At 48.3% G+C, this 21,745-nt stretch carries 16 protein-coding genes and 1 pseudogene; 15 read left to right on the top strand and 2 right to left on the bottom strand.

Annotated elements, in window-relative coordinates; genetic code table 11:
- Positions 1-71: 71 nt before the first annotated feature.
- Entirely contained in the window at positions 72-1,016 is a 945-nt protein-coding gene (locus tag BJP58_RS02815) for a helix-turn-helix domain-containing protein (protein ID WP_194542703.1), read from the bottom strand.
- A gap of 304 nt (positions 1,017-1,320) precedes the next feature.
- Here BJP58_RS02815 and BJP58_RS34205 point away from each other — a divergent pair, with 304 nt between their 5' ends.
- Positions 1,321-1,539 (top strand): cation transporter, encoded by a 219-nt coding sequence (locus tag BJP58_RS34205; protein WP_194542702.1) that lies wholly within the window; start codon positions 1,321-1,323, stop codon positions 1,537-1,539.
- Positions 1,540-1,619: 80 nt separating this feature from the next.
- Complete coding sequence (locus tag BJP58_RS02805; protein ID WP_194542701.1) at positions 1,620-3,518, top strand: heavy metal translocating P-type ATPase; 1,899 nt, start codon at positions 1,620-1,622, stop codon at positions 3,516-3,518.
- Between the two features lie 50 nt (positions 3,519-3,568).
- On the opposite strand, the gene BJP58_RS02800 is transcribed toward BJP58_RS02805, so the two are convergent.
- Positions 3,569-3,961 (bottom strand): ArsR/SmtB family transcription factor, encoded by a 393-nt coding sequence (locus tag BJP58_RS02800; RefSeq protein WP_194542700.1) that lies wholly within the window; start codon positions 3,959-3,961, stop codon positions 3,569-3,571.
- A gap of 327 nt (positions 3,962-4,288) precedes the next feature.
- On the opposite strand from BJP58_RS02800, the gene sufC reads away from it, so the two are divergent.
- The 13 genes and pseudogenes from sufC (at position 4,289) to BJP58_RS02735 (ending at position 21,406) form a co-directional block, all read left to right on the top strand.
- Entirely contained in the window at positions 4,289-5,116 is an 828-nt protein-coding gene (sufC, locus tag BJP58_RS02795) for a Fe-S cluster assembly ATPase SufC (RefSeq protein WP_194542699.1), read from the top strand.
- Positions 5,117-5,133: 17 nt separating this feature from the next.
- Complete coding sequence (sufD, locus tag BJP58_RS02790) at positions 5,134-6,426, top strand: Fe-S cluster assembly protein SufD (RefSeq protein ID WP_194542698.1); 1,293 nt, start codon at positions 5,134-5,136, stop codon at positions 6,424-6,426.
- 37 nt (positions 6,427-6,463) lie between these two features.
- A complete protein-coding gene (sufB, locus tag BJP58_RS02785; RefSeq protein WP_113061828.1) occupies positions 6,464-7,861 on the top strand; it encodes a Fe-S cluster assembly protein SufB in 1,398 nt (465 codons plus the stop codon).
- 52 nt (positions 7,862-7,913) lie between these two features.
- A pseudogene (locus tag BJP58_RS02780) lies at positions 7,914-8,380 on the top strand (2,3-bisphosphoglycerate-dependent phosphoglycerate mutase).
- Positions 8,381-8,476: 96 nt separating this feature from the next.
- A complete protein-coding gene (locus tag BJP58_RS02775; protein ID WP_336245439.1) occupies positions 8,477-9,961 on the top strand; it encodes an MDR family MFS transporter in 1,485 nt (494 codons plus the stop codon).
- A gap of 103 nt (positions 9,962-10,064) precedes the next feature.
- Positions 10,065-10,559 carry a MarR family transcriptional regulator gene (locus BJP58_RS02770; protein WP_336245438.1) on the top strand — a complete coding sequence of 165 codons (495 nt, stop codon included), beginning with the start codon at positions 10,065-10,067 and terminating at the stop codon, positions 10,557-10,559.
- Positions 10,560-10,571: 12 nt separating this feature from the next.
- The gene (locus BJP58_RS33840; RefSeq protein ID WP_267907920.1) at positions 10,572-10,703 is read left to right on the top strand and encodes a hypothetical protein; all 132 of its coding nucleotides are present in this window, start codon (positions 10,572-10,574) and stop codon (positions 10,701-10,703) included.
- Positions 10,704-12,037: 1,334 nt separating this feature from the next.
- Positions 12,038-13,639: a response regulator transcription factor gene (locus BJP58_RS02760; RefSeq protein ID WP_194542696.1), complete on the top strand. Its 1,602-nt coding sequence runs from the start codon at positions 12,038-12,040 to the stop codon at positions 13,637-13,639.
- The gene (locus BJP58_RS02755) at positions 13,636-15,354 is read left to right on the top strand and encodes a sensor histidine kinase (RefSeq protein ID WP_194542695.1); all 1,719 of its coding nucleotides are present in this window, start codon (positions 13,636-13,638) and stop codon (positions 15,352-15,354) included. The genes BJP58_RS02760 and BJP58_RS02755 overlap by 4 nt, the downstream gene beginning before the upstream one ends.
- 96 nt (positions 15,355-15,450) lie before the next feature.
- Positions 15,451-16,407 carry an ABC transporter permease gene (locus BJP58_RS02750; RefSeq protein ID WP_113061833.1) on the top strand — a complete coding sequence of 319 codons (957 nt, stop codon included), beginning with the start codon at positions 15,451-15,453 and terminating at the stop codon, positions 16,405-16,407.
- Between the two features lie 18 nt (positions 16,408-16,425).
- On the top strand, positions 16,426-17,331 hold the full coding sequence (locus tag BJP58_RS02745; protein WP_194542694.1) for a carbohydrate ABC transporter permease: 906 nt from the start codon (positions 16,426-16,428) through the stop codon (positions 17,329-17,331).
- Positions 17,332-17,372: 41 nt separating this feature from the next.
- A complete protein-coding gene (locus tag BJP58_RS02740; protein WP_194542693.1) occupies positions 17,373-18,989 on the top strand; it encodes an extracellular solute-binding protein in 1,617 nt (538 codons plus the stop codon).
- A 14-nt stretch (positions 18,990-19,003) separates the two neighbouring features.
- A complete protein-coding gene (locus tag BJP58_RS02735; RefSeq protein ID WP_194542692.1) occupies positions 19,004-21,406 on the top strand; it encodes a hypothetical protein in 2,403 nt (800 codons plus the stop codon).
- Positions 21,407-21,745: the final 339 nt, after the last annotated feature.

The following is a 21,745-nucleotide window of genomic DNA, read 5'->3' as shown; positions in this document are numbered from 1 at the left end:
GCTCATCGTTCAAAAGGAGATCGCTGCGGCAATCTCTTTTTTCGGAATAACCAAAATTCATATTCATTGATTTAATGTTTGCTTCGGTATTCGAGAGGACTCATTTCATAAATCTCTTTAAAAGCAGCTCCGAATTTACTCTGACTTTTGTATCCCACCGCCAGAGCAATATCCCCGATACTTTTTTGAGTCTTATGTAACATAGAAGCTGCCTGCCTGATACGATACTCTTTCATATATGCCGCGATGGAGACGCCATATACTCCTTTGAAAGTGGTCTTGAGTACAGTAGGACTGATACAGTATTGCTGTGCTAGTTCTTCAATCGTAAATCTTTGTTCAAGATTTTGGATCATTTTCTTTTTAATCTGTTTGATAATATCAACTTGCTGTCGGGCATAAATGGTCTTTTGTTTCTCGCTGACGACATCAAAATAATAAAGATATATTAAAATCTCGAGTACTTTAAGGCGGAAATAAGTGGTTCTGGCCTCTATAGGAACCGAATACATACCACAGAAGATATGCTGGATCTCTTCCTTTGCTTGAATAAAAAAGCACGCATCGTTTAAAAAAAAGCGATGAGCTATTTCTGGAACATCAATTGGAAAATCAGGCAGATATTCCGATAAGTGTCCTGCAAACTTTTCCAAATCAATCGTAATGTTTATCCCTTTATAGTAACCCAATGGAAGTTCAATACATTGACTGTGGTTGCTCATTGTGTTCATGAACAAATCACCTTCGCCTATATATTGCAGGCACCCGTCGTTCATTTTACACTCGGCTCGTCCTTCTTTACAGTGATTTAATTCCAGTATGTTGCGCTTGGAGTGAATGGTTGGTATATACCGACTCGTCTGAAAGTTTAAGCTAATCACTTCAACACCAGGCATTACAGCATGAACGGAGGCAGTACCTTGCCCATGCTTAGGAGCCAACTGGTAAACATTATGATCATGGTTCCGTGCTACAATCGTTCCTGTACTGATATGTGAAAGAGCAAATTCCTCCATAGGTTTGTTTCTCCCCCGATTTAATTTCTATTTTCACCATCTTAATATACACGAATTCAAATTGACAAATTCCAAGAAACTGGGCTTCAATCAGAAATCAACCGGTTCGTGTGAGTTCGTTCACACCCAATATCGATAGAGTTATTCCATTCCGTCGAACTTTTAGTCCAAACGGATTCACTTTCCAAATTCTATTGAAAAAAATAATGAAGAGGATCATACTTTTAATCAATCAAACGATCATTTGATTGATGTATCGTTTGATTGAATGGAAAAAGTTTGATATTTGAAGGGAGTAGTTTTTATGAAAAAGACCTATAAGCTGAGAAATCTGGATTGTGCGAATTGTGCAGCGAAGATCGAAAATGGTATTCGCAAGTTGACTGATGTTACTGAGGTTAAAGTTAACTTTATGGGACAAAGGATGATTTTGGAGGCTCCAGAGGATAAATTCAACGCCGTTCTTGAAGAATCCAAGAAGATCATAAAAAAACTCGAACCGGATGTATCCATTGATGCTTAGGTAGAAATTGCGCTATTTGAGACAGCAGTGATTGTGATAAATACAGCCGCTGCATTTTCAAATAGGAGGAGGAGAGAGACATGTCAAAAAAGGAAGTAAAACAGTTAGTACGTATCCTTATTGCATCTGTTGGTTTCGTAGCGGCACTACTGCTAAAGTTAGAGGGCATCGCTGAATTCCTGCTATATTTCGCCACATATCTCATCGTTGGAGGAGACATCATTTGGAAAGCGGTGAGAAACATTTCGCGAGGACAAGTCTTCGACGAGAACTTCTTGATGTCAGTGGCCACGATCGGAGCATTTTGTCTTGGTGAGTATTCGGAAGGTATTGCCGTTATGCTGTTTTATCAGGTGGGCGAACTGTTCCAATCCTATGCCGTTTCAAAATCCCGCAGGTCCATCTCCGAACTGATGGATATTCGTCCCGACTATGCCAATGTGCTAAGAAATGGGGAAATGATACAGGTCGACCCAGAAGAAGTACAAGTTAATGAAATCGTTGTTGTGAAGCCTGGCGAGCGAATTCCTCTGGATGGAGTTGTTACTGACGGTTTTTCCGCAATCGACACTTCAGCTCTTACGGGTGAGTCAGTTCCGCGGGAAGTACATGCTGGAGAACATGTGATTAGCGGCTGCATCAACCAAACCGGTAAACTGACCATTCAAGTGAACAAAGTATACAGCCAGTCCACGGTAGCAAAAATACTGGAGCTGGTTGAGAATTCTTCCGACAAAAAGAGCAAAAGTGAAAACTTTATTACAAAATTCGCTCGATATTATACCCCGATCGTTGTTTTCGCGGCGGTCATTTTGGCCACCATTCCACCGCTTATCACGGGTCAGTCATTCGGTATGTGGGTTGAACGAGCGCTGACCTTCCTTGTCATTTCCTGTCCCTGTGCTTTGGTTATCTCGGTACCTCTCAGCTTTTTCGGCGGAATCGGCGGGGCATCCAAATCCGGCGTTTTGGTGAAGGGCAGCAACTATCTTGAGGCTTTGGCTAGAACAGAGATGGTCGTATTTGATAAAACCGGTACGCTGACAAAAGGCAGCTTCGTCGTCAGTGAGATGCATTCCGATAAAATGACCGATCAGGAGTTATTGGAATTGGCGGCATATGCGGAGGATTACTCCAACCATCCCATCGCACAGAGCATCAAGAAGACATTTGGCAGAACCATTGATTCCTCCCGCATCAAAGATATCGAAGAAATCGCCGGCCATGGCGTGAAATCTGTGATCGATGGCAAAGTCGTGTTGGCGGGCAACGCCAAGCTCATGAAACGTGAACGTATATTCTACAAAGATAAGAAACTTGTAGGTACCGTAGTTCATCTGGCTGTAAACAATGAGTACATGGGATATATCCTCATTGAGGATGAAATTAAGGAGGACGCCCCGCACGCTATCGCAGCTTTGAGATCGGCAGGAATCAAGCAGACCATCATGCTGACCGGTGATGCCGATGCCGTAGGGAAAAAGGTTGCCGCTACGCTCAAACTGGACAAAGCATATACTGAACTATTGCCTGCGGATAAAGTTGAACGAATGGAAGAATTAATGAAGGAGAAGAGCACCCACGGAAAACTGGCCTTTGTCGGTGACGGCATCAATGACGCACCCGTTCTTGCTCGCGCCGATATCGGCATAGCCATGGGCGGCTTGGGTTCCGATGCGGCGATCGAAGCTGCGGATGTTGTGATCATGACCGATGAGCCATCCAAAATCGCCACAGTGATGAAGATAAGCAAAAAGACGCTCCGTATCGTCAAACAAAACATCATTTTTGCTCTGGGTGTCAAAGGCATTGTACTGGTTCTGGGAGCGCTTGGCATTACAACCATGTGGGGAGCCGTATTCGCTGATGTTGGAGTATCCGTCATTGCAATTATCAACGCAATCCGAGCACTCAACGTTAAAAAACTCAATACGCGAAAAACAGCAGTCCGAGAACAAGATGAAAGAGTGCTGGCTTAATGTCGAGGGGGGTGTTATCGGATAAATTCCGTGAGTAACACGCCTCCTTTTTATCGATTGAGGTTGTGATCTGCAAGTCCTTTTTTCGGACAAGTCATTTGAAAAAAATCATCGATCATTTGATGAACCATACGTGCCCTTTCATTGTCGGCAAGAGAATAATAAACTTCTTTCCCCGCACGTCTGCTTTTGATGAGACCATGGAGCTTCAGCAATTTCAAGTGATGAGAAACAGACGCGGCACTCATGCCAAGAGCGGCTGAAATATTGTTTCCACACTCCTCGCAATGACAGAGTAACCAAAGGATTCGCAAACGTGAGCCATCGCATAGCTGTTGAAAGACAGTGGCTCCGTCCAGAAAATATTCCACATCAGGCATTTGCTTTAAAGCATGGCTTAAATCTTGTCCATGGTCGTGAAGTATTTCCTTATCTTTTTTCATGGATACTCCTTCAATTAACTCAGTTTTCATTTGATGAAACCATCATGTTGCTCATTCTATTTTAGCCTATGCATTACCTGATATCTAGTCAAGGAACCCGGGACTTTTGCTTTCCATGACCGGTATCTCCACGGTATTTTCTCAAATTATTGTTGACAATGAGAATCATTATCACTTATTATGTTTACTAGTAAACAAAATAGAGATGATTGGAGATGACCACCGAGATTTAGAAAAGTGAAAATACGATGATATGGACAAGTATCTGATCGGTAGTTTTTGTAAGAATACGATTGAAAGACGCATACGAAAAGGAGTGGCGATGAAATGACAGTGAGACTTGCGATTGAACAATTGAAGGCGGCAGTAGAAGGGAAAGAAATCTTGAAAGGTCTGAGCCTTACGGTAAATGGCGGAGAAATTCATGTCGTGATGGGACCGAATGGAACAGGGAAGAGTACATTGGCCTCGGCTTTGATGGGGCACCCCAAGTATGAAGTGACGGAGGGGATTGTTACGCTGAACGGAGAAGATCTGTTAGAGATGGAAGTGGATGAAAGGGCACGCGCGGGATTGTTTCTGGCCATGCAATATCCGAGTGAGATCACGGGGGTAACAAATTCCGATTTCATGCGTAGTGCGATCAATGTAAAGCGTGAAGAAGGCCAGGAAATCTCGTTGATCAAATTTGTGCGGATGATGGAAGCAAGCATGCAGACGCTGGAGATGAATCCGGAATTTATGCATCGTTACTTGAACGAGGGCTTTTCCGGAGGGGAGAAAAAGCGAAATGAAATTTTGCAAATGATGATGCTTGAGCCTTCTATGGTCATTCTGGATGAAATCGACTCCGGTCTGGATATTGATGCATTGCGCATCGTTGCTGAAGGGGTCAATGCTTTACGCAGTGCAGACCGCGGATTTTTAATTATTACGCACTATCAGCGCCTGCTTAATTATATCAAGCCTGACTTCGTACACGTGATGATGCAAGGAACCATCGTAAAGTCCGGGGGGCCCGAATTAGCGGAGCGGTTAGAAGCGGACGGATATGAGTGGATCAAAGAAGAGCTGGGTATTACAGAGGAAGCTGCGGCGCCGGACAAAGAAGAGTCGTTTCAAATTCCGATGCAAACCAAATCACCGCGTATCTGAAAGGGGAGAGCCGTAACATGACAATGTACAGTGCAGAGAACCAGGGTTCAGGGCAACTACCATATGAAGCGGAACCGGATTGGCTGACCATCTTGAGGAAGAGAGGATTGGATGCCGCCGGCAACTTGCAGCTGCCCAAGCTTGAAAAGACGAATCTGCAGCGTTGGCCTTTACAGCAGCAAGGTATTTGCCGTATGCCAGAGCTGGCGATGTCTCTAGATGAACTGCCGAAATCCATAAAAAAATGGGTGTATTCGGACAATCTGCTGGTACAGCGGAATTCAGGCCCATTAATCAAGCACCTGTCAGAAGGGTTACAGAAGCAAGGAATGATTCTGACCGATTTGGAAACAGCGGCACAGCAGTATCCGGAACTTGTAAAGCCTTATTTCATGCAAGCCGTGCAGACAGAAGAGAATCTTCTTACGGCGCAGCATGCCGCGCACTGGAGGGGCGGAGCTTTTATTTACATTCCTGAGGGGGTACATGTAGAGACCCCGCTGCAGACGCTATTTTATGTAGACGAATCCGATACGCTCTTTATGCCGCATGTTTTAGTGATAGCCGAGGATCACAGTTCCGTAACGCTGGTGGAGAATACAATGTCCTCACTAGATAAGAGTGTGGCGGTGAATCAAGCCATTATGGAAGTATTCGTAGGCGAAGGTGCAACCGTCAATGTGGTGTCATTGCACCAACTGGAAAGAGACTCGATCGACCTGACTTATCGGCGTGCAATCGTTGAACAAGACGGAAGAGTGAACTGGTTGATTGGCGAAATGAACTGGGGCAAGTCGATGAGCGATACAGCATCGGTACTCAAAGGCGAAGGGGCTGGTTCGGATATAAAGTCAATCCTGGTGGGATCCGGCAGTCAGACGATGAATATCACAGCCCGGACGGTTCATTTTGGTAAGAATTCTCCAAGCGATATGGTAATCAGGGGGGTGATGAGAGAGCAGTCAACGGCGATATTGAATGGAATCACCAAAATTGAGAAGGGGGCAAGCGGGGCGAACGGTCAGCAGACAGAAAAAATATTGATGCTGCATCCCGAAGCGCGCGGCGACGCCAATCCGATCCTGTTGATTGATGAAGACGATGTGAAAGCCGGTCACGCCGCCAGTGTCGGACAAGTCAATTCGGAACAACTGTATTATATGATGTCCAGAGGCATAAGCCGCGTAGAAGCCGAGCGGTTAATCGTGTATGGTTTCCTCGCTCCCGTCGTGGCCGAAGTACCGCTGGAAGGTGTAGCCACTCAGATGCAAGCGCTGGTGGAACAAAAGCTGGGGCAAATCAAGGAATAGATCGAGCAAGCTATCTGAATAAGGAGGATGATAACATATGGCCAAGGAAATGGTGGAGCTGGGAGAATATCAGTATGGCTTCAAAGATGCGCATCAAGCGGTGTTTCAATCCGGCAAGGGACTAACTCGTGAGATTGTTGCCACCATATCGGAGATGAAGGGTGAACCCGGCTGGATGCTCGACTTTCGACTGAAGTCGCTAGATTTGTTTCAAAGTATGCCGATGCCTGCATGGGGCGGCGATCTGCGAGCACTGGATTTCAATGATATCCAATATTATGTCAAGCCTTCCGAGAAGCAGGGAAAAACCTGGGAGGAAGTGCCGATTGAGATTAAGCAAACCTTTGACAAGCTTGGTATACCGGAAGCGGAGCAGAAGTTTCTTGCCGGAGTGTCGGCCCAGTATGAATCCGAAGTCGTCTATCACAGCATCCAGAAAGAACTGGAGGAACAAGGGGTCATCTTCACAGACACGGATACGGCTCTTCGCGAGCACCCGGATCTGCTGCGCCAATATTTTGGCACCATTATTCCCCCGAGCGATAATAAATTTGCTGCACTTAACAGTGCGGTATGGTCAGGAGGAAGCTTTGTCTATGTCCCGAAAGGGATAAAATGCGAGGTCCCTTTGCAAGCTTATTTCCGCATCAATTCGGAGAACATGGGACAATTTGAAAGGACACTCATTATTACAGAAGAAGACAGCTTTGTGCATTATGTAGAAGGCTGCACGGCACCGATTTACAGCACGAACTCGCTCCATAGTGCCGTTGTGGAAATTATCTGTAAGAGAAATTCCCGTGCGCGATATACAACCATTCAAAATTGGGCTCCCAACATTTATAACATGGTGACAAAGCGGGCGGTAGCCGAAGAAAACGCAACAATGGAATGGGTGGACGGCAATATTGGCTCCAAGCTAACGATGAAATACCCTTCCGTATTGTTAAAAGGACGTGGCGCCAAAGGTTCTGTGCTCTCGATTGCGGTAGCCGGCAAAGGACAGCATCAAGACGCCGGGGCTAAAATGATTCACCTGGCTCCGGATACAACATCGACTATCATATCGAAATCAATCAGCAAGCACGGTGGTAAAGTCACGTACCGCGGTCTGGCTTCTTTCGGACGAAAAGCTTCCGGAGCTAAGTCGAACATCAAATGCGACACGCTCATTCTCGATAATGAGTCCACGTCAGATACGATCCCCTATAACGAGATCATGAACGACAATGTCACGCTTGAACACGAAGCAACCGTCTCCAAGGTATCCGAGGACCAGCTCTTCTACTTGATGAGCCGCGGCCTGTCCGAAGACGAAGCGACCCAGATGATTGTAATGGGTTTCATCGAGCCGTTCACGAAAGAACTGCCCATGGAATATGCGGTTGAGATGAACAGACTCATCAAGCTGGAGATGGAAGGCAGTATAGGGTAAGTTCTATCATCTGTCCAGAATTATGGGGTTCCAACCGAGTTCATCAGGAAGGATGGGAGACAGATGCATAAATTGGTTTTTGATTAGACATGGAGAAAGTCTGTGGAACAAAGCAAATTTATTTACAGGCTGGATGGATGTAAACTTGTCGGATAAAGGAATTCAAGAGGCTTTACATGCCGGCAGATTACTTAAGGAAGAACAGTTCGTATTACGGAAAGCCTCAAGGAAACGGTTGTTCGGGTTAGGGATTATTGGGATAAGGAAATTGCACCGCAGATCAAATCGGGTAAAAATGTCATTATCGCCGCACATGGCAATAGTCTACGGGCATTAATCATGTTTCTGGAAAATAGCAGCTCAAAAGAGATTATTGATTTGAACGTCCCAACGGGTATTCCGCTTGTATATAATCTTGATGACCGACTACATCCGGTTCAGAGATATTATCTAGGAAGCGAGAAGCATATCAAAAGTAAGATCAATCAGGTTGCCGAGCCAGATAAGATTATGGAATAAGGGCAAGAATTGGATTGAAACTGTCGCTGACGCGTGTGGATCTATTATTTTAGTTAACTAGTAAACAATGTAAGTGGAGGGGCGGTGGAACCTGCTATGAAACAATCGAATGTAATGAACACGCAAGAGCAACAAACTCAGCAGCCCCTAAAGCTTATACCATTAATTGTAGCGATTTTCATGGGAAACTTCCTTTCGCTGTTGAATAGCAATACGATTAATATAGCTCTGCCGGTCTTGCAAAAAGAATTTGCAACCAACTTAAGCGTCGTGCAATGGACATTGACAGGCTTTATGTTGGCGCTTGGCACGTTCGCGCCTACAGCTGGCTATTTCGGCGAACGCTTCAGTTACAAGCGATTGTATATTTTCGCCTTGTTCGGCGTGACGGTTGCCTCTGTTCTGTGTGCCTTGTCTTGGAACGCGCCGATGCTGATCACATTTCGCATAATTCAGGGTGCATTCTGCGGTATTATTGTGCCCGCGTCGATGACTATGATATTCCAGATCATACCGAGACACCAACAGTCTGTCGCCATGAGTATCTGGATTGCCTCTTCGATCATGGCGCCAGCCATTGGACCTAGTTATGCAGGTTGGCTTATCCAGCACGGATCCTGGACATGGATTTTCTGGACCAATGTACCGCTCGGGTTGCTTGCAATCGTTGTTGCCGTTTTCTTCATTCCTTACTATCGTCTGAAAGTCCCGAAGGGTTTCGATGTATGGGGGCTTCTGACAGTGATCGCTGCAAGCTCACTGCTGCTAATCACGTTGTCGCAAGGCTCAGTTTGGGGATGGGGATCGGCCAATACGCTGCTTTGTCTGGGAGGCGGACTGTTGGCGCTTTCGCTGTTTCTCTGGCGTGAGATGTCCATCGAGTCGCCACTACTACAGCTCAAAGTATTTCTGAACCGGCGCTTCACGTTGACGGTCATATTGTTGTGTATCGTAATGATCAACTTTTTTTCGGGCATGCTCCTCGTTCCCGTCTACCTGCAAAATGTTCAGGGACATTCGCCGCTTGATACAGGGATCATTCTGTTACCTTCTACACTAGCCATGGCTATTATGTCCTTGGTTGTCGGTAGACTGTATAAAGTGGTTGGCCCCAAGCCACTACTATTTGTTGGTGTACTGTTGATGATCGTAGGAAATCTGCCGCTGGCGTGGCTTCAAGTCGACAGCTCATCTGCTTATACGCTCTTATGGATGACGATCCGCAGTTTAGGTTTGGCTCTAGTGCTTATGCCTGCGACGACGGCTGGGATGGAGGAGATTACCCACGAGTACATCGGCCATGCCTCCTCCATTCAGAACTGGCTTCGGAATGTATTCGTATCGTTCGGTGTAGCTCTTTTCACCACGCTGCTATCTTCACGTACTGCAGTTCACGCCGCTAGGTTGAAAGAGGACGCCGGACCGAACTTGGTCCACCTGTCCACCACGATGGGCATCAACGATTTGAACATTTTATCAACGCTTATTGTCGTTCTGGCTCTACCATTTGTTTTTGCAATTCGCTCAAAGCGGAAGAAGGAACGGGCAATGGACGGTGCTTTGAGCGATCCCTTACGATAAACATCTCGTAACTTTGGTAGAGGAACGTTGCTCTCCGGTATTGGAACATGATACGATTGTTTCTCGGTTAAGTATAATTTTTTTGTGTTACGAAAGGTGCGAGATGATGAATACATTGGAGACGATCAAATGGCTGGTCCATGATCAGGTTGTTCATTTTGTGCATCTGAGCGAGCAAAGGATCGAATCGGAGCAGGACAAGATTTTTCGTTATGCGCAGGAGCAGCAATTGGAGTCGATCCCACGTCATTTGACTAGCGTGCACGTGATCGACTGTATCGGCAACAACGAGCCGATCAACAATACGACGCTTGCAGAGAAGATGAACTTGTCCAAGGCCGGAATTACCAAAATCAGCGGGAAGCTGTTGGAGGAAGGTTATATCCATCGAAGGCAACTGAATGATAATAAGAAGGAAGTCTACTTCAGTCTGACGGTGAAGGGAAAACAAGTTTTTGAGCTCCATAAACAGCTTCACAAGCTGGAGGAGAAGAGGTTTATGCAGTTGCTTGATTCGTTTAAGGAAGCGGAATTACACGTTATTCTGCGATTTTTGCAAAGTGTATCCACGCATTGGGCTAAGGAAGAACCGGAGTAAGCGAGCGGCCTGATGTTGGTGTCGGGTGACAAAAGAGCAATTACCGACGATGTGGATCGTCTTGTTGAGTTTTATAAAAAAATCATGGGTGTTTCGGCGGAACGTCCCGTGGCTGCCTTGGCCGAACTCGTTGTGCCATCGTGATCGGTCACTCCCAGCCGGTGACCGAGGAAGCGATCAAACGTTTCAGCGGTAGGGGGGACTCATGGAGACATAACCGAACACCATCCCACAGAATAAATGACGTTTAACAAAATCATCAAGTTGAATTAATTGACCTGAACATAACGCACCTTACAACAACAGCAGCCAATTACTTACCGGCTGCTGTTGTAAAAATATGCACCATTTAGGTTATAACAGTTGCAGTTTTATAGTAAACTGGTGTAAAAATGTCGGAGGATATGAACTTGTACCTATTACCGTAATGGACAAGAACTTGGTCCGATTACCGATTTAACACATAACTAATTAAATTTCGATGGCTATTTCATTAAGCTAACGGGCAAGAATAGCGCCCTTTTTATTCCATCAAAAGTACATTTGTCAGGAATGCGTGTCAGAAATCATGGGTATCGTAAATGAGGTGAACGTGGCCAAAGAGTAGGAGACTTGGTTGTTAAAGCGCAAGGCCAAAAGGATCTCCAATTGGGAGATGCTTTTATCCCACTTGTTAAATTATAACTACTGGTTGGCCTAATAAGATTGTATTTCAGACATTACTGCTTTTAATCTGCCTAGACTATCAATTTTAAATAGTTTTTCTCTAAAAGAAATAAACTCATTAGCCGCCTACAAGTAGAAGAGGGCAAAATTGTGTCAATAATGAGGGTAACTTTGTGTCAACTGTCGGGGGACAAGAACATGGTCCCATGGAAAGTCGCTAATTTAGCGGCTTTTTTGTTTTATCGGTACAAGTTCTTGTCCCGAGTCGAGGACTTCTGTATCCAACTTCCCTCCCCGTATAAATTCGATTTGGCTTTTTTAAGTGTTCGACCTGCGCTTTCAGGCAAGCGTTCTCTTCTTCAACGCTGCTAAAATGCTTTTTATTCCAGCGTCCACGCTAATCCTCAAAGGTTTCTCCATTCTGAAACTTACAGACCCAAGTGAGAATTTGAGATTCACTTTTAGTCCCAAACTTCTCCTCCATAATCATGGAGTAGCGCCTGGTTTCATTTGAATCTCAAACGTACAGCTTCCTTATTGACTTCTTCGCTATAACCCGTCAGCTTTTGCCCTTTCTTTGGTACATCAAAAATCCCCTCCGGTCTACAGTTTTAAGTTCATCATATCATAAACTTTTTTTTTACTGTCTACCATGAAGGGATAATACCATTGCCAAATGGCGGGAGGCTTCTTGCTTTAAACAGGGGAGTTTTACACTTTTTAACCGCTTTCATTTGTGCTAGACTACGATACAACCAAGCAGGGCAAGGTCCCGGGGAGAACACGGAGCACGGAGAGGAAGGGTGGTTAATATGTGGAAAATGCTAGTTGTGGACGACGATAAATTCGAACGGGACGGCGTTAAGTTCCTGGTTGATAAATACGGCCTGCAGTTGGAACTCATAGAAGCGGACAGCGGCGAAGAAGCGCTTGTTTACCTCGAGGAGCATGAGATCGACATTTTATTTACCGACATTCGGATGAATGGGATGGACGGTCTGGAACTGGCGGAACAGGTCAGAGCGATGGGCAGGCCGATCAAAGTCGTTTTCATGAGCGCCTATGGTGAATTCGAGTATGCGCAGCGGGCGATCGATTTGAACGCGATTCGCTATATTTTAAAACCGGTGGAGGTTAGCGAGTTTCTAAAGGTGATCTCCCAAGTCATTCTTTTGTGCGAGGAAGAACGGCAAGACAGGAATCGGCGCGATAAGTTGGAAGCGGCCTACAGCCGTGATATTCGCTATGAAAAGCAGAAAAGAGTTACGGAGCTTATTCACGGTAAAATCGGCGAGGACGCAGCAGCGTGTTATCCAGCACCGCAGGTAACGGCCATTCCTTTTGTCGGCGGAGACAAGGCCGTGCATATGATCATGCTGGATACGCGCAGCCGCTTTTTCGATTTGCACGACCTGGAGTTGGAACGCGGCTTGAAAGACTTAATCGTTGTCCCTTTTGAACTGGTGCATCTGAACGAGTTTCAAAGTTTGCTGCTGGTAGCGGACAAGGAAGAAAATACGCCCGCCGAAGACGGAGAAGGGGCTATCGATTCTGTCGGTCTGCGTCGGCTTGGCCAGTCTTTAGTCCGTTGGTTTCGGGACGCGCATGAGAGGGAGATGACGGTCGTTCTCGGCGGTTTGCTGGACGGGAAGGTCCCGTTTGACGAGCGGTTCAGCGAAATGGAAGAGGTTTTGGAAACGAAGTTTTTCTACGATGAGGGCGTCGTGCTGCCGACTGTAAAACCGGCTTCGGAGACGGAGAACGGCAATGAAATGTATGATATCGAGAAGGCGCTTTCAGTCTTGTCGGAACATATTCATCGAGGCAGGTACGACTTGGCAAAGCCGCGACTTGCAGGATTAATCGACGAGATGCAGAACAGTGACCGCTACCCGGTGATGTACATCAAATATGTTTGTGTGGAAATCGTCAAAACGCTATTTGACGCTTCATCCCGTAAGGAGCCGAACCGCTTCAAGCAGCATCTCGATCTCATCTACAAGACGGCCAAACTGAGTGATTTAAAGGCCATTATGCTCAGCGTTGTGGAGGGAAGCGAGCCGGAGGCAGGTGCCGGCGGTTCCGACTCCGCGCGCAAAGCGATCGAGGACGTAGTCCGCATGATCGAAAGCGAGTACGGCACCGATCTGTCGCTCGATTCGTTGGCGGAGCGGGTCTATTTGTCGCCCAGTTATTTAAGCCATCTGTTCAGCCGGCATAAAGGCATCAGCATCAACAAATATATGACCCAGTACCGGATGGAGCGAGCGCGCCAATTGCTGTTGACGACTAATCGCAAAATCATCCAAATCAGCCGCGATGTCGGCTATGCCAACGTGCCGTACTTCAGTTCGCTGTTTAAGGCGCATTATGGCCGAACGCCAACGCAGTACCGAGAAGGAGCCGGTACATGAGAAGGATGGTCGACGGTCTGTTCAATCGGTTACGTTTTAATCAAAAGCTGTTTCTTTCCTACTTGACAGTCATTATTATCCCGATCCTTATGCTGGGTCTGTATGCCTTCCGACAATCGGAGGAAATGCTGCGCATTCAAGCGACGCAGAGTATTGAAAAAAATTTGACGGCCATCTCGCAATCTCTCAACGGCACGCTGGAGCAGTACGACCATACGATTCGCTCGGTTGTATATAACAAGACGTTTCAGCGGATTGTCGCAAATGACTACATCGATCTCGTCAATTTGTCGCGAGATTTGAATGAGTATTTGACGCCTTATTTCAATATGATGATGACGCTCAACAGCGATATTAAGCAGGTCACTTTTTATACACAGAGCGATGTTCCCGAATACGGCTTGTCCGTGCAGTCGCATGAGCGCGTGAAGGACAAGAGTTGGTACCACAAGACGATTGTGGGCAGCGGTAATCAGTGGTCGATGAATGAGAGCGGTGATTTGTTCGTGGCAGGACCGTTCCCGCGATTTTTCTCGGATAGCGACACCAATGTGCTCTTCATGGAAATCAATAGCGACGGCCTGTTTAAAAATATCACCAGTTTAGCAAAAGGGTATGACGTCGTCATCGCGGATCGAAACGGTACACTGCTCTACGCAAATTCCGATGCGGCGGCGAGCCGAGCTGCAGAGTTTACGAAAGTTAAGGATCGGCCGGATTCGGTGATCGACGCCAGCGGTGAACGGCTATACACGGTGGCGAAGACGATTGCGCAGACGGGATGGACGATCCGCTGTTTCGTTCCGGCGAAGCAGATGTCCCTCAATGCGGACTCGATCTTGAACGCGACGCTTATCGTCATCGGTTCCTGCATTGCCTTCTTGCTCATCATCATCTCGATCTTTTCCCGCACGATGATCAGACGGATATACAAGTTGAACGCGCTGATGCGGCGCGTGGAGAACGGGGAGTTGTCGCTCCAAGTTCAAAGCGCGTCGCGCGACGAAATCGGCGAACTGACGAACCGGTTCGGCAATATGATTGTACGGCTCAATGCGCTGGTGAAAGAAGCCTATACGAACAAAATTGTGCAGAAGGAGGCGGAGCTGAAGGCGCTTCAATCGCAAATCAATCCGCATTTTTTGTATAATACGCTCTCTTTCATCAATTGGGAAGCGGTCAAAAGCGAACAGCATAAAATCAGCCATGTCGTGACAGCCTTATCGCGGTTTTACCGCACGTCGCTGAACAAGGGGGATAACATTATTCCGGTGCGGGACGAATTGGACAACATTAAATCGTATCTCGATATTATGCTGATGATGAGCGATTACGAATTCGACGTTTACTATGACATCGATGAAGAGGTGTACGGCTACCGGATGCTGAATCTTATTTTGCAGCCGATTGCAGAGAACGCGGTGAAGCATGGCATCAACCAGAAGAAAGGCGGACGAGGATGGCTTAAAATCAGCGCGAAGCGAATGTCCCAGGCAATCGTGTTCACCGTCGAGGACAACGGTCCGGGTATGGATGAGGAAACGATAAGGCGACTGCTGCTTCAGCAATCTTCCGGCTACGGATTAAAAAATGTCAATGAACGGCTGAAGCTGTTTTTCGGCGCGGACAGCGGGATCGGGATTGAAAGCAATCCCGGCAGAGGAACGGCGATGAGCGTGACGATCCCACCTTATAACAATGCCATAAAAAAGTGAAGTATTTCGAAAATATTTAATAATTCTTTTTCGTAGCGGCCGTGCTATCCTGTTATCAATCCAATGTATGCGCATACAAAATAGGAGGGAACAGCGATGGAGGAGACGGCTCCGCCGGCGCGGAGCGGCTATGAACCAAAGAGCAAGAAGGGCACATGGCGCAAAGTAAAACAATACCGTGTCCTGCTGCTTATGCTAGTACCGGGTATGCTTTACTATCTTGTTTTTCATTATTTGCCGATGTACGGCGTCATCTTGGCGTTTAAAGATTTTAAAATTACGCGTGGTATTATAGACAGTCCTTGGGTGGGATTTGAGGTTTTCGAAAAAGTGTTTGCGGACGGCTATTTTTATACCGTTCTGCAAAATACGCTGGTTATTAGCGTATACAAACTAGTTTTCGGGTTTCCCGTACCGATCTTTTTCGCCCTGCTGCTAAGCGAGATTTCCAGCATGCGATTCAAAAAAGTCGTGCAAACGGTTTCGTATTTGCCGCATTTTATATCCTGGGTTGTTTTGGCGGGCATTTTTTTCACGATGTTCTCTCTGGAAGGACCAATTAATACGGTGATGCAATGGTTCGGCATGGAACCGATATTGTATCTGGCAGATGACCGATATTTTCGAACGATTTTGGTCGTGACGAGCATTTTTCAGGGGTTCGGCTGGGGCTCCATCATTTATTTTGCGGCCATTTCCGGCATCGACCCGCAAATGTACGAAGCTGCCGTCATCGACGGTGCGGGACGGTTCAAACGAATGTTCTACATCTCAATCCCGATGCTGGCGCCGGTTATTGCGATTATGCTCATTTTGTCGATGTCTGGTATTTTGGATGCGGGCTTCGATCAGATATTCAACATGTATAATCCGAGAGTAATGGAAGTTTCGGACATTATCGACACGTATGTGTACCGCAAAGGGTTGGTTGAGATGAACTACAGCTATGCGACAGCGGTGGGGTTGTTCAAGTCGCTTGTAGCCCTCATTCTGATTATCAGTGTCAACCGGATCGTAAAGCTGGTGGGGGGACGGGATCATGCGTTATGGTAGCGGCAAGACGCGCAGGGGGTGTTTGACATCATTCAAGTAAAAAAATCGGCCGGCGACAAAATCGTGGATGGCGTTCTCTATATCGCCGCGGCGATCATTATGCTGGCAACCATCTATCCGTTTTGGACGCAAATCGTCATTTCGCTCGACGGTACGGGGGCGGACGGTGCAGCTTATGCCTCGGGCTTTATTTTGCTGCCGGAGCAGTTGTCCTTCGAAAGCTACAAGCTGGCATTCAAGTTCGATGCGCTGTGGCAAGGGTATTGGAATACAATCGTCCGTACCGTTATCGGTGTCATATTGGCGGTGCTGCTCACTTCCATCACTGCCTATCCGCTGGCCAAGAGGGATCTGCCCTGGAATCGCGTATTTACGGGTATTATTCTGTTCACGATGCTGTTTGGCGGAGGTACGATTCCAAACTACTTGCTGATCAAGGAATTGGGGATGTACAACACGATATGGGCGCTTGTCATTCCCGGGATGGTCGGCGCGTTCAATGTGCTTATAATGCGGAATTTCTTTCGGGAGATTCCTGCCGAGGTAGAGGAATCGGCCCGGGTCGACGGAGCGGGCTATCTGCGAATCTACACCCAAATCGTGCTCCCGCTCAGCAAGCCAGTCCTAGCGACGGTTGCGCTTTGGGTCGGCGTAGGGCATTGGAATGCCTGGTTCGACAGCATGATTTATATGTCCGATCCCGACAAGCAGGTGCTGCAAGTCGTGCTGCGCAAAATCGTCATTCAGAACAATATGACCGATATTAGCGCTGTCATGCAACATATCGGCAACCAGACGACCTTTTCGGGCCGGCAGTTGCAGGCGACGGTCATTATGTTCTCGATCATTCCGATGGTGATTGTATATCCGTTTATTCAAAAATACTTTGTCAAAGGTGTCATGGTCGGCGCAGTTAAAGGGTGATTCCGAATTGGAACTTCTGGAAAATAGAAGGGGATGAGAACATGTTCGTGAATAAAAAACGTTGGGTGAGCAGCGCGCTCGCCGCAATGATGGCGGTGACGTTGCTGGCCGGCTGCGGCAACGGGTCGTCGGATCAGGCATCACAACCGGGCAACGGGTCGACGGTGTCCGAGGAGGGCGGCGAAAATGCTATGGGCAAGCCGAAGCTGATGTTTTGGAACCTGGACGGAAACGCCGAAGCAGATTCTTACGGAGTTACGGCGCTCAAGGAAAAATTCGACATCGACGTTGAATTTGTTTCTGTCGGCCGCGAAGCGTTCAAAGAGAAGCTGAACTTGATGATTGCTTCCGGCGAAATCCCCGATTGGTGGAAAGAGCCGTCCTTCCCGGAATACGACAAGTTTTTGCAGCAAGAGGTGGCAGCTGAAGTTCCGCAAGATCTGATCGAGGAGCATATGCCGAAATACGTGGCTTGGCTAAAGCGGTATTTGGGCGACGATCCTTTCCGATACGTTCGCCGGGACGGCAAAATTTACGGCCTTCCGGTGCTTTGGGATATCGGCATCGACGGCATGCAGCTCGGCTTCCGGGAAGATTGGCTGAAAAAAGTGGGCATTGCCAAAAAGCCGGAAACGCTCGAAGAGATGGAAGCGGCGCTAACGGCTTTCCGCAACAACGATCCGGACGGCAATGGCAAGAAGGATACCTACGGCATCACTTCGAGCGCAGAAAGCATCGGAAGCTTGTACAGCTCGGTATTCGGTGCTTTTGACGTCTATCCCAGCATTTTTGTAGAGAAGGAGGGCAAAGTAGTGCGGGGAGAAATTGAACCAGGCGCGAAGCAGGCGCTGGAAGTACTGCATCGCTGGTACAAGAACGAACTGATCGATCCTGAGTTTGTCGTCAACAAAGCGAGCAATGTGGAAGACAAGGTACTGACCGATAAAGTTGGCGCAATCGAATATTATTGGTGGGCTTTCGTACCGGGCAATGCGTTCCTCGGGGGCGAGCAATGGTATGACAAGCTGAAGCAGAAAAAGGCAGATTTTAACTGGGCGGTTTCTCCCGGCGTTAAAGGTCCGGAAGGAAAATACGGCATGGCCCAGTACCATCCAAGCTTCGCTTCCGGCGTCATGTTCGGCAAGCAGTTGAACGACAACCGCGAGAAGTTGATCAAATATTTGCAAGTGTTCGAAACAACGCAGTTTGATCCGGAAATGTACGAGAAGCTGAATTTCGGCGAGAAAGGAAAAACGTGGAATATCGGCGAAAAAGGGACGGTCCAGTTCATCCCGCCTTACAACGACGAGAAAGAGCGTAAGCGGGCGGGTATAGGCGGCTACTCGATGTCCGGCTCCTTCAACGACTACGATTTCCAAACCACCTATACCTCGGAAGAAAGCCTGCGGCAGCTGGCTAAGGACACGCGGGCGCAAGGAACGCGCAACATCGATATTTTGGCGCCGTTCAACAAGCCGATTTATAACGAGTATCAGGATAAACTGAGCCAGTTTACACTGCAGCAATATGTGGACTTTATTACAGGACGCCAATCGCTCAGCGAGTTTGACAACTACGTGGCCAAATGGAAGAGCATGGGCGGCGACAAGGTGCTGGAAGAGGCGCAGAAAGTATACGAAGAGAATTTCAAAAATTAAGGAGCGAAGCGGGCATGTTAGGGTTGTTTGGAATGCGATTGAAGCATATGGAGCTGCAAATGGACGGTCTCGGCCGTCTGATCGGGTTGCAATGTGCCGCGACGGGAAAGTGTTATCTTGCCGGAGAAGCAGGCTCTCCTCTTGTGCGAATAGCGGTACACGGGCAGATTTTGGAGCCGGAACGGCTTCAATGCGTCACAAGCAGCGTTGGGCACGATGACGGCAGCCGTTTCCTGATGGTATTTGACTTCTTGGACGGGGCTGTGCGGTTGGAAGTGGAAGCGTACGCAAAGGGAGACTATGCGACGTTCGAGATTGTGCGCATTGTTGGCACGGAGCCGGACGTCCTGCTCTGGGGCCCTTACGAAACGGTGATTTCTGGCTCGATCGGGGAGTCGGTCGGGGTCGTGCATGACGGCGAATATGCTTTGGGCTTTCAGGCCTTAAACGAGAAGACGCTCGGCGGCTTCCCGGTGGACCTGAGACTGGACCGCTTTGCCGACCTTCCTTACCCGGACGCGAAGGTCGGGTATGACGTCTGCGCAGCCTGGCCGACAGCCGATGGCAGCTTGCTGCAAGCGTTTACGCGTAACCGGACGCGAGATGAACGGCGGACGGTATGGGGAACGCCCGACATCCCGGTCACCCCTATGGATGGCCCGGATGCAGCGCTGACCGGGTCAAAAATTGCGCTGTTTGGTTGTCCGGCCGATCTTATCCTGCAAATAATCGAAGCGATCGAACTGGGCGAAGGGCTGCCACATCCAACGATTGACGGTGCTTGGGCTAAGTCGTCGCCGGATGCGAAGCAGTCGTATCTGATTACCGACTTTAATGAAGGTGCCATTGGAGATGCGGTAGCTTTCGCGAAGGAAGCCGGCCTCTGCGGTATTTATCATCCCGATCCGTTCGCGAACTGGGGACATTTCGAGCTGAAACCGTCAGCCTTTCCAAATGGAGATGCCGGGATGAAAGCTTGCGTTGAGGCGGCGGAGAAAGAAGGGATAATTGTTGGCGTCCATACGTTGACCAATTTTACGACACTCAACGATCCCTATGTCACGCCCAAACCGGATAAACGGCTGCAGCTTGTGGGAAGGGGGCTGCTGACTGCACCTGTCGGGATAGAAGCGACAGAGATCGAGGTTGACGATCCGCGTCCGTTTCAGGTTAGCTTGTTCCGGCGAACGGCCGTTATTGAAAACGAACTGATTGAATACGACGCAGTATCGGAGGAAGCGCCGTGGAGGCTACTCGGCTGCCGTCGCGGGGCGAACGGGACGGAGATTTCCGCCCACGAGACGGGAACGGCTGTCGGCCGGTTGTGGGACCACCCGTACGATGTGTTTTTTCCGAATTTGGAATTGCAGGATGCGTACTGTGACCGGATTACGTCCTTGTTTCAAGCAACGGGATTGCGGCAAATTTCGTTTGACGGTCTGGAAGGCGTCTATGCGACCGGCCATGAGGATTACGCGACAAACCGCTTTGTCAAACGCTGCTATGACGGATGGGAAGGCGAAGTGATCAATGATGCCAGCATCGTAGTTTCCAATTACGCCTGGCATATCCATACACGCTTCAACTGGGGCGAGCCGTGGGGAGCCGCGACGCGGGAAGGGCAGTTGGATTGGCGGCTCCATAATCAGCGCTTTTTTGCCCGAAACTTTATTCCGGCGATGCTCGGCTGGTTTATGCTCCGCTCCGTTTCGAACCAGTTCGAAGCGACGACGCAGGACGAGATCGAATGGGTGCTCTCCAAGGCGGCCGGTTTCGACGCCGGATTCGCATTGTTTGCCGACATGGCCGTGTTAAAGCGAAACGGCAATATCGGCGAATTGCTGGCGCTTGTTCGCGAGTGGGAGGCCGCCAGACGGTCGAATGCGTTCAGCGAGTCGCAGCGCCAACAGATGCAAGACCCTGCCCGCGACTGGCATCTGGAACCGGCGGGGGAAGGCCGCTGGAGGCTGTATCCTGTGGACATATCGGATGAATTGCTGTGCAATCCGGAAGAGCAGCAACCGGGTCAGCCGGGCGGCTCGGACTGGGCGTTCTACAATCGGCAAGAGGAGCAGCCGCTCCGATTCATTCTGCGCGCGGTGCCGTCCTATGGCAATACGCGGGGAATGGTTAAGCGGCCGACGTTTTACGCCGGCGGCAGCTACATGACATTTGAGACGGAGATCGGCGCCGGGCAGTATCTCGTGTGCGAGGGCGACCGGATAGGCCGTGTCTACGACGCTAACTGGAACTTGTTGAAGACGGTGGAGGCTGTGTCGGAAGCTCCGTTGCTAAAAAGAGGAGGGCAAACCGTCTCGTTCAGTTGCCGCTTAGAAGGCGATCCAAAGCCGCGCGTATCCGTTAAGCTGTTCACGCGCGGCGTGCCGGAAGTGGTGGCAGCGCGGCCGGGCGAATGAATTTAAATGCAGAGAAAGCGATTCGACGACTGTTGATATGCTTTCTCTTTTTTTATTTTTAATATTGGTTGCCGGGTTTTATGATTGGGGAGCCGTCGATGAGATTGTAAATAGTCTTGCAGCTGGTATGGAGCCATCAAGTAACGAAGCTGGTGAGCGTAAGCTTATTGAAGCCGTGCATAGTGGAAAGCTGTCGGGGGACAAGAACATAGTCCCATAGAAAGTCGCTGATTTAACGGCTTTTTTGTTTTATCGGTACAAGTATCTAACTAAGAAGTTTCAGTGAGGCTTGAAGGAATTTTCTCCGTTGTGACGAAAATCGTTTCAGGAGGTGTTGGT

This window comes from Paenibacillus sp. JZ16 (assembly GCF_015326965.1).
Lineage (GTDB): Bacteria > Bacillota > Bacilli > Paenibacillales > Paenibacillaceae > Paenibacillus_AQ.
This window is presented reverse-complemented; position numbering and strand designations above follow the sequence as displayed.